Annotated in this window: 11 protein-coding genes; 5 read left to right on the top strand and 6 right to left on the bottom strand. The window is 68.4% G+C overall.

The genetic code is table 11. The annotated features are described in order from the left end of the window. Positions 1-105 precede the first annotated feature (105 nt). From RSP45_RS09020 to cysQ, 5 genes are all read right to left on the bottom strand, one after another. Positions 106-1,188, bottom strand: a complete 1,083-nt coding sequence (locus tag RSP45_RS09020; protein ID WP_415391657.1) for a glycosyltransferase family 2 protein — start codon at positions 1,186-1,188, stop codon at positions 106-108. Further along, a complete protein-coding gene (galE, locus tag RSP45_RS09025; protein ID WP_415391658.1) occupies positions 1,152-2,153 on the bottom strand; it encodes a UDP-glucose 4-epimerase GalE in 1,002 nt (333 codons plus the stop codon). Before galE ends, RSP45_RS09020 begins: the two co-directional genes overlap by 37 nt. A gap of 3 nt (positions 2,154-2,156) precedes the next feature. Further along, entirely contained in the window at positions 2,157-3,047 is an 891-nt protein-coding gene (locus RSP45_RS09030) for a UTP--glucose-1-phosphate uridylyltransferase (protein ID WP_073067994.1), read from the bottom strand. 196 nt (positions 3,048-3,243) lie between these two features. Next, on the bottom strand, positions 3,244-4,044 hold the full coding sequence (locus tag RSP45_RS09035) for a 3-deoxy-manno-octulosonate cytidylyltransferase (RefSeq protein ID WP_415391659.1): 801 nt from the start codon (positions 4,042-4,044) through the stop codon (positions 3,244-3,246). A 2-nt stretch (positions 4,045-4,046) separates the two neighbouring features. Further along, positions 4,047-4,847 carry a 3'(2'),5'-bisphosphate nucleotidase CysQ gene (gene cysQ / locus RSP45_RS09040; RefSeq protein WP_415391660.1) on the bottom strand — a complete coding sequence of 267 codons (801 nt, stop codon included), beginning with the start codon at positions 4,845-4,847 and terminating at the stop codon, positions 4,047-4,049. Positions 4,848-4,992: 145 nt separating this feature from the next. Here cysQ and RSP45_RS09045 point away from each other — a divergent pair, with 145 nt between their 5' ends. The 5 genes from RSP45_RS09045 (at position 4,993) to RSP45_RS09065 (ending at position 11,343) form a co-directional block, all read left to right on the top strand. Continuing rightward, complete coding sequence (locus RSP45_RS09045) at positions 4,993-5,814, top strand: ABC transporter permease (RefSeq protein ID WP_415391661.1); 822 nt, start codon at positions 4,993-4,995, stop codon at positions 5,812-5,814. Between the two features lie 282 nt (positions 5,815-6,096). After that, entirely contained in the window at positions 6,097-8,010 is a 1,914-nt protein-coding gene (dnaK, locus tag RSP45_RS09050; RefSeq protein ID WP_073068002.1) for a molecular chaperone DnaK, read from the top strand. A gap of 132 nt (positions 8,011-8,142) precedes the next feature. Beyond that, a complete protein-coding gene (gene dnaJ / locus RSP45_RS09055; protein ID WP_415391662.1) occupies positions 8,143-9,300 on the top strand; it encodes a molecular chaperone DnaJ in 1,158 nt (385 codons plus the stop codon). Positions 9,301-9,472: 172 nt separating this feature from the next. Beyond that, positions 9,473-10,252, top strand: a complete 780-nt coding sequence (gene radC, locus RSP45_RS09060; RefSeq protein WP_324329069.1) for a RadC family protein — start codon at positions 9,473-9,475, stop codon at positions 10,250-10,252. Between the two features lie 77 nt (positions 10,253-10,329). After that, positions 10,330-11,343: an NAD(P)H-dependent flavin oxidoreductase gene (locus RSP45_RS09065; protein ID WP_415391663.1), complete on the top strand. Its 1,014-nt coding sequence runs from the start codon at positions 10,330-10,332 to the stop codon at positions 11,341-11,343. A gap of 682 nt (positions 11,344-12,025) precedes the next feature. Here RSP45_RS09065 and serB read toward each other — a convergent pair. Continuing rightward, on the bottom strand, positions 12,026-12,913 hold the full coding sequence (gene serB / locus RSP45_RS09070) for a phosphoserine phosphatase SerB (protein WP_415391664.1): 888 nt from the start codon (positions 12,911-12,913) through the stop codon (positions 12,026-12,028). Positions 12,914-13,027: the final 114 nt, after the last annotated feature.

A 13,027-nucleotide genomic window follows, 5' to 3' on the forward strand; every position in this document is an offset into this window, starting at 1 on the left:
AAGGCGGGATTATTTTATTACCAAACACTAATCAACAAGATAGCGAGAATCCGCTGCATTCAGACCTCAGGTGCGACAGGGCGCCGCACCCCGGGCGCGCAGCGATCAGCCCGGCCCGCGCCAGTCGCCCGCCGACATGATCCCGGCCGCGACAAGGCTTTCCCAGCCGGCCAGCCGCCGCGCGCCCTCGTGCCACAGATCGGGGTTGGCGATCACCGCGTCGTAATAATGCCGATAGGCGGCGGGGTCGCTGAAATGCTGTTCGCGGCGGCGCTCGCTGCGGGATTTCTCGATGATCGTGGGCAGGAACTTGGTGTGCAGCAGCGCCCCGGACAGCCGCGTATCGCCGGGCCCGTCCCAGGCGTCGTTCAGCCGCGAGGGCAGCGCCGAGTGGGTCGAGTTGACATAGGCGAAGCCGCGGCGCCAGCGCACCAGCGGCAGCTTGTTCAGCGTGGGCGCGCGCCGGGGGCGGTCGGCGAAGAACACCCGGTCGCGCACCCCGCCCTGCACCCAGCGGTTGCGCATCGGGGCCATGATGCGGCAGCGATAGTTGCCGGCGTCGAACCATTCCAGCCGCCGCAGCGCCTGTTCGCCCTTGGGGCGCGGGTCGGGGCACAGCGGGCCGCGCGGGTAAAGATCCAGCATCAGCGCCCCCAGCGCCGGCACCCGCCGCCGGTCCAGCTCGGCCACCAGATCATGCAGGTCGGCGCGGTCGTCGTGGGGAAAGCTCAGCAGCTCGTCGGCATCCAGCGTCAGGCACCAGTGCCCGGCGCCGTAGCGGGTCAGCAGCCAGTTGGTCCAGTCGCGCCCGAAGCGGGATTCGCGATAGCTGGCCTGCGTCGTCCACAGCCAGACATCGGGCTGCGCCGCCAGGAACTCGGCGCTGCCGTCGTCGCTGCCGTTGTCCACGACATGGAACCGCGCCACCCCCAGGCGGCGGTGGTGGTCCAGCCAATGCGCCAGCCGCTCGGATTCGTTGCGCACCACGGCAAAGGCGAGGATGTCGCCGCGCCCCGCCCGGCCGCCCCGGGCCGAGACCAGCCGCAGGTCGCGGCGGCTGCGCAACGCCCGCGCCAGCAGCCGGGCGCGCAGCCATTGCACCCGCAGCCGCTGTCGCAGGGTCGGCCGGTCCGGCAAGGCGGCCACCGGGATCAGCCGGCGTAATGGCCGGTCTGGTGCCAGCGCCAAGCGTCCGAGATCATGCAGGACAACGTCGAGCGCTGCGGCTGCCAGCCCAGCACCCGCCCGGCCTTTTCGCTGCCCGACACCAGCTTGACCGCATCGCCGGGCCGGCGCGGGCCTTCGGTCACAGGGACGGTGCGGTTGGTGATCTGGCCGGCCTGGTCCAGCACCTCGCGCACGGAAAAGCCGCGGCCGGTGCCCAGGCAGAACAGCTCGGTGCCGCCCTGCGGCAGGTGGCCGGGCGCGCGCAGCCAGTTCAGCCCCAGCAGATGCGCCTCGACCAGATCCATCACATGCACATAGTCGCGGATGCAGGTGCCGTCGGGGGTGGGATAGTCGGTGCCGTGGATGGTTAGCGCCGGGCGCCGCCCGTCGAGCGCGTCCAGGATCAGCGGGATCAGATGCGTCTCGGGCTGGTGGAATTCTCCGACCTCGGCCTCGGGGTCGGCGCCGGCCACGTTGAAATAGCGAAAGATCACCGAGCGCAGCCCGTGCGAGGCGCCAAAGTCGCGCAGCATGTCCTCGATCGCGCGTTTCGAGCCGCCATAAGCGTTCAGCGGCGCCTGCGCGGTGGTTTCGTCCAGCACCACCCCGTCCTGGTCGCCATAGGTGGCGCAGGTCGAGCTGAACACCATGTCGCGCACGCCCGCTGCCAGCATCGCCTCGATCAGCGTCAGCGAGGCGCAGACATTGCCGCGCCAGTATCTGCCGGGGTCCTGCATCGCCTCGCCCACCTGGCTGAGCGCGGCGAAATGCATCACCGCGACCGGCTGGTGGTCGGCGAACACCTGGTCCAGCCGGGCGCGGTCGGACAGATCGCCACGCTCGAACGGGCCAAACCGGACCGCATCGCGCCAGCCGGTGCAGAGATTGTCATAGGTGACGGGGACATAGCCCGCCGCGGCCAGCGCCTTGCAGGCGTGCGAGCCGATATAGCCCGCCCCGCCCGTGACCAGGATCTTCGGCGGCATGGGCTATTCCGCCGCCTTGCGCATCGCCATGATGTCGTGAAGATATTCCGCGAACTCGTCCTTGAGGTCGTCACGCGCCAGCCCAAAGGCCACCGTCGCCTGCAGGAACCCGGCCTTGGAGCCGCAGTCATAGCGCTGGCCGCGGAAGCGCAGGCCGAACACGTCGCGCCCCTCGGCGATCTCGTCGGCGATGGCGTCGGTCAGCTGGATTTCGCCGCCCGCGCCCTCTTTCAGCTTGTTGAGGTTCTGCAGCACCGTCGGGGCCAGCACGTAGCGCCCGATCACCGCCAGGTTCGAGGGCGGGTTTTCCTTGGGCTTTTCCACCATGCCGCGGGCGCGGACGATGGCGCCCATATCCTCGGCCACGTCGAGAATCCCGTAGGATTTGGTCTTTTCCAGCGGCACTTCCATGGTGGCGACCATGCTGCCGCCGGTCTCGGCATGGGCCTCGATCATCTGCTGCAGGCAGGGCGGCTCACCCATCACCACGTCGTCGGTCAGCACCACGGCAAAGGGCTCGTCGTGGATCAGGCGGCGGGCGCACCAGACCGCATGGCCCAGCCCCATCGCTTTGTGCTGGCGGATATAGGCGATGGCGCCCGATTCCATGTTGGTCTGGCGCAGGACCTCGAGCAGGTCCTTCTTGCCCGTCTTGCGCAGGTGGTTTTCCAGCTCGTGCGAGTGGTCGAAGTAATCCTCGAGCGCGCCCTTGCCGCGCGAGGTGACAAAGATGAACTCGGTGATTCCCGCCGCCCGCGCCTCGTCGATGGCGTATTGGATCAGCGGCCGGTCGACGAGCGTCATGATCTCTTTCGGGATCGACTTCGTCGCCGGCAGGAAACGCGTTCCCAGACCGGCCACAGGAAAGATGGCCTTCGTAACCTTGCGCGTCATCTGAACCCCAGCTTCTTACCTGTTACAATTACATCGTATGTCTGCGTGCCGACAGATCCATCCTATGTCCCTGTCGCGAAGGGACGGCAAGGGATTGGACGCATTCCGGCCGCTTTCCCACCTCGCGACCGCCCGCACAGCGGGTTTTCGCGCATTCCAGCCGCCCGGATGCGGGTGGCGCGGGCGGCCGGGCGGCTCAGCCCATGCCCATGCGCCGCATCATCGATTCGATCCGCTCGACGTCCGAGGGGTTGTTCAGCTCCCAGAACTCGCGGCCACGGGCCTCGACCTCGACGCAGAGCACCGGGCGGCCGTGTTCCAGGAACCGCAGCTGCTCGAGCCCCTCGAGCTTTTCCAGCCGCCCCTCGGGCCAGCCGGCATAGGCGGCCAGCGCCTGCGGGCGATAGGCATAGACGCCGACATGGTGGAACACCGGGCTGGCGGCGTCGGGCGCCACGTCATGGGGGACGAAGGGAAGCACTTCCTTGGAAAAATACAGCGCCCGCCCGTCGGCGCCGAACACCGCGGTGGTGCCGCCCACCCGCCCGGCGGCGCGGTCGGCCAGCAAATCGGCGCGCATCGCGCCCGAGCAGTTCAGCACCGGCGTCGCCACCTCGGCCCCCGGGGCGGCGCGCAGCCCGGCGACCAGATCCTCGACGAACCACGAGGGCGTCAGCGGCGCGTCGCCCTGCAGGTTGACCAGGATTTCGGGGGTGTCGGGCAGGTTGGCCAGCACCTCGGCGCAGCGTTCGGTGCCGTTGCGGCAGGTGGTCGAGGTCATCGCCACCTCGGCCCCGAAGCCCGCGGCATGGTCGGCGATGCGCGAATCGTCGGTGGCGACGATCACCCTGTCCACGCCCGCGACCTGCCGCGCCGCGTCCCAGCTGCGCCGGATCAGGCTGCGCTTGGTGCCATCGGCGCCGCGCAGCTCGACCAGCGGCTTGCCGGGATAGCGGCTGGACGCAAAGCGCGCCGGGATGACGATGACGACGGACATTCCTAGACCCCCGGTTGCAGCAGCACGCCCGGCGCGTGCGCGATGAAGAACGGGTTCTCGAACCCCGGCTTGCCATAGGTCAGCGGGCTGTGGTCGTCAAAGCGCACCACCTCGCCCCCGGCGCCGCGCAGCACCGCATCGCCCGCGGCGGTGTCCCATTCCATGGTGCGGCCCAGCCGCGGGTAGAGATCCGCCTCTCCGGTCGCCACCAGGCAGAACTTCAGCGACGAGCCGGCGCTGGTCATGTCGCGCACCGCATAGCGGGCGATATAGTCGTCGGTCGCCTGGTCGCGGTGGGATTTCGACGCCACCACCATCAGCGCGCGGTTGTCGGGGGTGGGGTTGACCCCGATGGGATGGACGGTGCCGGGCGTGGGGCCGAAGGGGCCGGTTTCCTCGACCGCGCCGCCCTCGGCCAGCGTATAGAACAGCCGCCCGCGGGCCGGGGCATAGACCACCCCGTGCAGCGGCACCCCGTCCTGCACATAGGCGATGTTGACGGTGAAATCGCCGCGGCGCTGGACGAACTCCTTGGTGCCGTCCAGCGGATCGACGATCAGGAAGCTGGACAGGCGCTGCCCGTGGGTGGCCTGCTGTTCCTCGGTCACCAGCGGGATGTCGGGGAACGCCGCGCGCAGCCCGGAGGAGATCAGCGCATCGGCGGCCTCGTCGGCCTCGGTCACCGGCGAGGCGTCGTCCTTGGCCCGCACCTCGAAGTCGGGGCGCCGGTAGATGTCGAGGATCAACTCCCCGGCCTCAAGCGCCAGACGCCGCATCTCGAAGATCAATCTGTCGAATTGCATGGATTTTCCTTTTGATCCGACGGGGTTCCGGGATATTGCCTGCTGCGGGGCGGTTGAACGCGGCAGTTTGCGAATTTATGATCGCCCCGCAGGCAATGGGCAAGCGCGCAGGCGCTGCCGGTCCGAAAAGGGTGCAGCGCGCAGCATGTTCGTCCAGAGCAGACCCCGGACCATGGTCGGCGCCGCCTTCACCACGCTGGCGCTGATCTATCACCAGACCGTCCACAGCCTGCGCGGCAAGCACCGCAACGCGGTGATCGGGCTGCTGCTGACCATCGCGCAATCCTCGGTGATGATCCTGGCCTTCGTGGTGATGTACTGGGTCTTTGGCGTGCGCCATTCCCCGATCCGCGGCGACTTCCTGCTGTTCATCATGAGCGGGATCCTGCTGTTCATGATCTTCAACATGGCGGTCGGCGCGGTGGCCGGGGCGGGGAAATCCACCAGCGCCATGCTCAAGCACGGGCCGCTGAACACCGCGATTTCCATGTGCGCGGCGGCGCTGGGGGCGCTTTACAACAACATGCTGTCCGCGCTGGTGCTGCTGGGGATGTATCATGCGCTGTGGATGCCGCTGGACCTGGAAAACTGGCGCGGCGCGCTGGCGATGTTGCTGTTTTCGTGGTTTTCCGGCTGCACGGTGGGGCTGATCCTGCTGTCCATCACCTCGTGGCTGCCGGAAATCGGGCCGATGCTGACCAGGATCGTGCGGCGGGTGAACATGATCGCCTCGGGCAAGATGTTCGTGGCCAACATGCTGCCCGGGTTCCTGCTGCGGGCCTTCGACTGGAACCCGCTGTTCCACCTGATCGACCAGAACCGCGGCTTCGTGTTCATCAACTATACGCCGCACAACTCGAACCTGACCTATCCGTTCTACCTGACGCTGACCCTGCTGATGATCGGGCTGATGGCCGAGTTCGTGACCCGCAACATGATGTCGCTGAGCTACATGGCCGGGCGATGACGGGCGGCGGCCGCGTTTCCGCACAGGGATTTGCCGGGGGTTCTTGCCTGAATCCGCCGCCCGGCTCCCTCCATGGCGGGCGCTGCCGGCGAGGGCCTGCCTAACGCCGCGCATTCAATGCAGGATTCCGCGAGCAGCGGCGCTTGCACGCCGCAAACGCCTTCTTATATAGCCATCGAACCCCCGAAGCAGCGCTTCGGACCTAGTCAACCAATCGGGATTTTGGCGCGGGGGCCGCGAACGGACCCGCGGCCTGACCATCGCCGCAAGAAAGGTATTTCCATGGCCAAAGTCATCGGGATCGACCTCGGGACCACCAACAGCTGCGTCGCGATCATGGACGGCAGCCAGCCGCGGGTGATCGAGAACGCCGAGGGTGCGCGCACCACCCCCTCGATCGTCGCCTTCACCGAAAGCGAACGCCTTGTCGGGCAGCCGGCCAAGCGCCAGGCCGTGACCAACCCCGAAAACACCGTCTTTGCCGTCAAGCGCCTGATCGGTCGCCGCGTGGGCGATGCCGAGGTTGAAAAGGACAGGAACCTCGTCCCCTACAAGATCGTGGACGGCGGCAACGGCGACGCCTGGGTCGAGGTCCGGGGCGAGAAATATTCCCCCGCGCAGATCAGCGCGATGATCCTTCAGAAGATGAAGGAAACCGCCGAATCCTATCTGGGCGAAAAGGTCGAGCAGGCGGTCATCACCGTCCCGGCCTATTTCAACGACGCCCAGCGCCAGGCCACCAAGGACGCCGGCAAGATCGCCGGGCTCGAGGTGCTGCGCATCATCAACGAACCGACCGCCGCCGCGCTGGCCTACGGTCTGGACAAGAAGGAAAGCCGGACCATCGCGGTCTATGACCTTGGCGGCGGCACCTTCGACATCACCATCCTGGAAATCGACGACGGGCTGTTCGAGGTGAAATCGACCAACGGGGACACGTTCCTCGGCGGCGAGGATTTCGACATGCGGATCGTCAACTACCTGGCCGACGAGTTCAAGAAAGAGCACGGCGTCGACCTGACCAAGGACAAGATGGCGCTGCAGCGGCTGAAGGAAGCCGCCGAAAAGGCCAAGATCGAGCTGTCGTCCTCGTCTCAGACCGAGATCAACCAGCCGTTCATCTCGATGGACAAGAACAGCGGCACGCCGCTGCACATGGTGGTCAAGCTGACCCGCGCCAAGCTGGAATCGCTGGTCGGCGACCTGATCAAGGCCACGCTGAAACCCTGCCAGGCCGCGCTGAAGGACGCCGGGCTGGCCAAGGGCGACATCGACGAGGTGGTGCTGGTCGGCGGCATGACCCGGATGCCCAAGGTCATCGAAGAGGTGCAGGGCTTCTTCGGCAAGGAACCCCACAAGGGCGTCAACCCCGACGAGGTGGTGGCGCTGGGTGCGGCGATCCAGGCGGGCGTGCTGCAGGGCGACGTCAAGGACGTGGTGCTGCTGGACGTGACCCCGCTGTCGCTGGGGATCGAGACGCTGGGCGGCGTGTTCACCCGGCTGATCGACCGCAACACCACCATCCCGACCAAGAAGTCGCAGACCTTCTCGACCGCCGAGGACAACCAGAACGCGGTGACCATCCGGGTCTTCCAGGGCGAGCGCGAAATGGCCGCGGACAACAAGCTGCTGGGCCAGTTCAACCTTGAGGACATTCCTCCGGCCCCGCGCGGGATGCCGCAGATCGAGGTGACCTTCGACATCGACGCCAACGGCATCGTCTCGGTCTCGGCCAAGGACAAGGGCACCGGCAAGTCGCAGAACATCACCATCCAGGCCTCGGGCGGTCTGTCGGATGAGGATATCGACAAGATGGTCCGCGACGCCGAGGCCAATGCCGAGGCCGACAAGGCCCGTCGCGAGCTGGTCGAGACCCGCAACCAGGCCGAAAGCCTGCTGCATTCGACCCGTAAGTCGCTGGAAGAGCACGGCGACAAGGTCGACAGCTCGACCGTCGAGGCGATCGAACTGGCCGCGGGCGCGCTGGAAGAGGCGATCAAGTCCGAGGATGCCGGCAAGATCAAGGGCGGCATCCAGAACCTGATGGACGCCTCGATGAAGCTGGGCGAGGCCATCTACAAGGCCGGCCAGTCCGAGGGTGACGGCGCCGAGCGCGACGCCGACGCGCCGCGCGACGTGGACGATGACATCGTGGACGCCGATTTCGAGGATCTCGGCGAAGACAAGCGCAAGTAAGCGCGCCCCGATTCCGGCCCGGCCCGCGTTCTCCCGCGGGCCGGGCCTTTCGCCACCGCTCAGGCGGCGCCGAAGCTGCGGAACCCGCGGCGTCAAGGCCCTCGCGGCGTCTAAGGACCGACACGGACGACCATGGCAAAACGTGACTATTACGACGTTCTGGGTGTTGCTCGCGGCGCGTCAAGCGACGAGATCAAGCGGGCCTACCGTGGCAAGGCCAAGTCCCTGCACCCCGACCTGAACCCCGACTGCAAGGTCTCGGAAACCGAGTTCAAGGAAGTGAACGAGGCGTATGAATGCCTCAAGGACCCGCAGCGCAAGGCTGCCTATGACCGCTTCGGCCATGCGGCGTTCGAGGGCGGCGGGGCCGGGTTCAACGGCTTTGGCGGCCGCGGCGGCCACGGCGATTTCGGCGCCGCCTTCGCCGATGTGTTCGAGGATCTGTTCGGCGAGTTCGCCAACGCCCGCGCCGGCGGCCGCAGCCGCGCCACCCGCGGCCAGGACCTGCGCTACGACCTGCGCGTCACGCTGGAAGAAGCCTGGCGCGGGGTCGAAAAGACCATCACCGTGCCGGGCGCCACCGCCTGTTCGGCCTGCAACGGCACCGGCGCCGAGGGCGCGGTGGAACCCACCACCTGCCCCACCTGCGCGGGCATGGGCAAGGTCCGCGCCAGCCAGGGCTTCTTCACCGTCGAACGCAGCTGCCCGACCTGCGGCGGCAACGGCCATATCGTCAAGAACCCCTGCAAATCCTGCGCCGGCGCCGGCCGCGTGGCCCAGGACCGCAGCCTGTCGGTGGTGATCCCCGCGGGCGTGGAATCCGGCACCCGCATCCGGCTTGCCGGCGAGGGCGAGGCCGGGATGCGCGGCGGCCCGGCCGGCGATCTCTATATCTTCGTCGAGGTCCGCGAGCACCCGATCTTCATGCGCGACGGCCGCACCCTGGCCTGCCAGGTGCCGGTGGGGATGACCACGGCCGCGCTTGGCGGCGAGGTCGAGGTGCCGACGATCGAGGGCGGCCGCTCGCGCGTCAAGGTGCCCGCGGGCAGCCAGACCGGACGACAGATGCGGCTGCGCGGCAAGGGAATGCCGCCGCTGCGCCACGGCGCCGGGCTGACCGGCGATTTCGGCGACATGGTGATCGAGCTTGTGGTCGAGACCCCGGTGAACCTGACCGCGCGCCAAAAGGAACTGCTGCGCGAGTTCGACGGCATCGCCGCCGACAACCACCCGCAGACGGCCAGCTTTTTCTCGAAGATCAAGACCTTCTGGGACGGTTTGGGCGCCTGACCGGCAGCCCTGGTCCGGCGGCGCTGCCGTATGGGTATTTGAGCCAGAAAGAAGCAGCTCCAAGGACTTCTTTCTGGTCCAAATACCCCTGCAACACCGCCATCCGGCGCGAGGACGCCATGTCAGGGCCGCGTTAACCGGACCTTAACCTGCCCTGCGGCAGGATGGGGGCATGACAGCGAATCATGCCTTTCAGGAAGCCCCGATCCCGCTCTTCGGTCTTGCCGCGGCCGAGGATGACTGCATCGCCGTCCGCCCGCGGGGGGCGCGCGACCGACCGCCCAGCTACATCGCCGATCACCGCGCCCGGCTGCGCGACCGTTTCATGCAGGGCGGGGCCGCCGCGATGCCGGATTACGAGCTGCTGGAGCTGATCCTGTTCCGTGCCGTGCCGCGGCAGGACATGAAGCCGCTGGCGCGGCGGCTGCTCGACCGTTTCGGCGACTTCAACCGGGTGCTCTCGGCCGATCCCGGGCAGCTGCTGCAGGTCGAGGGCGTCGGCCAGGCCATCGTCGCCGAACTGAAGATCGTCGAGGCCTCGGCGCAGCGGCTGGCGCGCTCGCGGGTGATGAACCGGCCGGTGCTGACCAGCTGGGACGCGTTGCTGGATTATTGCCACACCGCCATGGCGCACGGCGCGGTAGAACAGTTCCGGGTACTGTATCTGGACCGCAAGAACGTGCTGATCGCCGACGACCAGCAGGCCCGCGGGACCGTGGATCACGTCCCGGTCTATCCGCGCGAAATCGTCCGCCGCGCGCTGGAACTGAACGCCAGCGCGATGATTCTCGTCCACAATCATCCCTCGGGCGACCCGACCCCCAGCCAGGCCGATATCGACATGACCCGGCAGATCGTGGCTGCGACCGGCACCATGGGCATCACCGTCCACGACCACATCATCATCGGCAAGAGCCGCGAGCTGAGCTTCCGCGGCGCCGGACTTCTATAGCCGGAATTTGCGGGGCAAGGCTGGACAGCGCCGCACGGGGGCGCAAGATGGCGGCGCAGCAAGGACCGGAGGGAACCATGGACATCATCGCGCGGCTGGGGATGCAGGTGCCGGTGATCCAGGCGCCGATGGCGGGGGTGTCGACCCCGGCGCTGGCGGCGGCGGTCAGCAATGCGGGCGGGCTGGGCAGCCTCGGGCTTGCGGCGATGAGCCCCGAACAGGCCGCCGAGGCCATGGCCGAGACGCGGCGGCTGACCGCCCGCAGCTATGGGGTGAACCTGTTCTGCCACCAGCCGCTGCGTCGCGACCCGGCCGCCGAGGCGCGCTGGCTGGACCGGCTCGCCCCGCATTTCGCCCGCTTTGGCGCGGCACCGCCCGCGGCGCTGGCGGATGCCTATCCGAGCACTCTGGAAAGCGACGCGCTGCTGGACCAGGTGCTGGCGGCGGCGCCTGCGCTGGTGACCTTCCACTTCGGCCTGCCGCGCCCCGACCAGATCGCCGCGCTGCGCGCCCGCGGCTGCCTGCTGGGCGCCACCGCCACCAGCCTGGCCGAGGGCGAGCGCATCCGCGACGCCGGGCTCGATCTGATCGTGGCCCAGGGCTGGCAGGCCGGCGGCCACCGCGGCATCTTCGACCCCGACGGCCCGGACGAGCGGCAGGACACGCTGGCGCTGCTGCAGCAACTGTTGCCGCTGGGCCTGCCGGTGGTCGCGGCAGGCGCGATCATGGACGCGGACGACAGCCGCCGCGCGCTCGAGGCAGGGGCGGCGGCGGTGCAATGCGGCACCGCGTTCCTGCTGGCGCCCGAGGCCGCCACCACGCCCGCCCATCGCGCCGCGCTGTCGCGGGGCGACACCGCCATGACCCGCGCAATCTCGGGCCGCCCGGCCCGGTCCTGCACCAACGACTTCACCGCCATCCCGGACCGGGAGAGTCCCGGCTATCCGGTCACCTACGCCGCGGGCAAGGCGTTGAATGCGGCCGCACTGGCCAAGGGCATCACCAGCTATGGCGCGCAATGGGCGGGCACCGGCTGCGCCCGCGCCGTGGCCCGCCCGGCGGCCGAGACCGTGGCGGCACTGGCACCTTAACCGCCGCTGCGGCCACGGCAACGCGGCTGCGCGATTGCCACCGCCCCGCCTGGCCGCGCCGCCGGAGCGGGGGTTTTCCACCCCCGCACCCCCGGAGGATATTTGCGACCGCCCGAAGGGATGCGGGGAAAGAAAGGGCTGCGTAGCAGTCGCCCCAGGACGAATGAGCAGCCGGCCTGCGATGACGGAGATCAGGATACGCTCGTCGAAGCTTCGTTGTAACGTTGCCCTGCATGACAACGTGATTTCCCGCCACCTTGGCTGAAAGCTGCGCCTACCGCAAAGTGTCGGAGAAGCATGGGCTCCGGCAGCTCTTTCATCAATATCCACATTCCCACCCGCTGATCCAGGTCCGCAACGCTATATGGGAGGCGATGGACCGAGTGTGGTCAGATCGCTGTGGTGACGCGGATCGGGCTTGAGCCGCCACGACAGGCTTGGCGCACAGGACACCGGTTCCGGCAAAGTACAGCAGTTGCCCAGACCCAATGCCCCTCACCGCGGCCCAAAACTTCCTTCACCTCGCCGGTCCCGCCACCAACACATCGCGGCCGCAGCCCTGCAGGTAGAGCAACGCAGTCAGGTCACCGTGGTTGATGCGGATCGGATCCTGGGTGGCGCTCACCAGCTTGGTGTGCAGCGCAGCGCGGGTTCCTGCCAAAGGACCACAACCGCTTCCCCCTCACTCCGCCCCCGTCACGAACTCGTCGCGGCCGTAGCCTTGCAGGTAGAGCAGCGCGGTCAGGTCGCCGTGGTTGATGCGGATCGGGGCCTGGGCGGCCACCACGGGCTTGGCGTGCAGGGCGACGCCGGTTCCGGCGAGTTGCAGCATGCCGAGGTCGTTGGCGCCGTCGCCCACCGCGATGGCGTCGGCGGGGGTCAGGCCGCGGGCGGCGGTGATGTCGCGCAGGGCCTCGACCTTGGCCTCGCGGCCGAGGATCGGCAGGGCGACGCGCCCGCTCAGCCGCCCCGAATCGTCGGACAGCAGCACGTTGGCGCGCTGTTCGTCAAAGCCGATCCTCCGGGCGACCGGGCCGGTGAAATCGGTGAACCCGCCGGACACCAGCGCGGTCCACGCCCCGTTGGCGCGCATGGTGGCGACCAGCGTCGGCCCCCCGGCGGCCAGGGTGATGCGGCTGTCCAGCACCTGAGCGATCACCGAATCGGGCAGACCTTCCAGCAGCGCCACCCGCGCGATCAGCGATTCGTGGAAGTCGAGCTCGCCGTTCATCGCCCGCGCGGTGATGGCGGCGACGCGGGGGCCGACGCCGGCCATGTCGGCCAGCTCGTCGATGCATTCCTGCCCGATCATCGTCGAATCCATGTCGGCCAGCAGCACCGCCTTGCGCCGGCCCGCGGTCGGCTGCACGGCCAGGTCGAAGCCGCGCGCGTCGAGTTCCGCCCAGGCGGCGTCGAAATCCTCGGGCGGGGTCTCCACCGGAAACTCGGCCGCGGTGCCGTGGTCCAGCCACAGCGCGCACCCGCCGCTCCAGCGCCGTTGCAGGGCGATGATGGTATCGTCGTCCAGATCGGCGCGCACGGGCGAGGCGAGGATGCTGACGGTATACATGAGGGACCCCTTCGGCGGCTTGCGGCCCCTCGCTTACGAAGTTTCCCGCCCCCGCGCCAGCGGCGGCGCCGGGGCAATTTCGCTCTTGCGCAAAAGGGATGCGAGGCGTAGGTC

The sequence above is a fragment of the Paracoccus sp. SJTW-4 genome (assembly GCF_047716885.1).
Taxonomy (GTDB): Bacteria; Pseudomonadota; Alphaproteobacteria; order Rhodobacterales; family Rhodobacteraceae; genus Paracoccus; species Paracoccus solventivorans.

What these genes read in the sequence shown, in the direction of transcription:
- galE (WP_415391658.1), bottom strand. Translation starts at nt 2,153, where the DNA reads ATGCCGCCGAAGATCCTGGTCACGGGCGGGGCGGGCTATATCGGCTCG.
- RSP45_RS09030 (WP_073067994.1), bottom strand. Translation starts at nt 3,047, where the DNA reads ATGACGCGCAAGGTTACGAAGGCCATCTTTCCTGTGGCCGGTCTGGGA.
- RSP45_RS09035 (WP_415391659.1), bottom strand. Translation starts at nt 4,044, where the DNA reads ATGTCCGTCGTCATCGTCATCCCGGCGCGCTTTGCGTCCAGCCGCTAT.
- cysQ (WP_415391660.1), bottom strand. Translation starts at nt 4,847, where the DNA reads ATGCAATTCGACAGATTGATCTTCGAGATGCGGCGTCTGGCGCTTGAG.
- RSP45_RS09045 (WP_415391661.1), top strand. Translation starts at nt 4,993, where the DNA reads ATGTTCGTCCAGAGCAGACCCCGGACCATGGTCGGCGCCGCCTTCACC.
- dnaK (WP_073068002.1), top strand. Translation starts at nt 6,097, where the DNA reads ATGGCCAAAGTCATCGGGATCGACCTCGGGACCACCAACAGCTGCGTC.
- dnaJ (WP_415391662.1), top strand. Translation starts at nt 8,143, where the DNA reads ATGGCAAAACGTGACTATTACGACGTTCTGGGTGTTGCTCGCGGCGCG.
- radC (WP_324329069.1), top strand. Translation starts at nt 9,473, where the DNA reads ATGACAGCGAATCATGCCTTTCAGGAAGCCCCGATCCCGCTCTTCGGT.
- RSP45_RS09065 (WP_415391663.1), top strand. Translation starts at nt 10,330, where the DNA reads ATGGACATCATCGCGCGGCTGGGGATGCAGGTGCCGGTGATCCAGGCG.
- serB (WP_415391664.1), bottom strand. Translation starts at nt 12,913, where the DNA reads ATGTATACCGTCAGCATCCTCGCCTCGCCCGTGCGCGCCGATCTGGAC.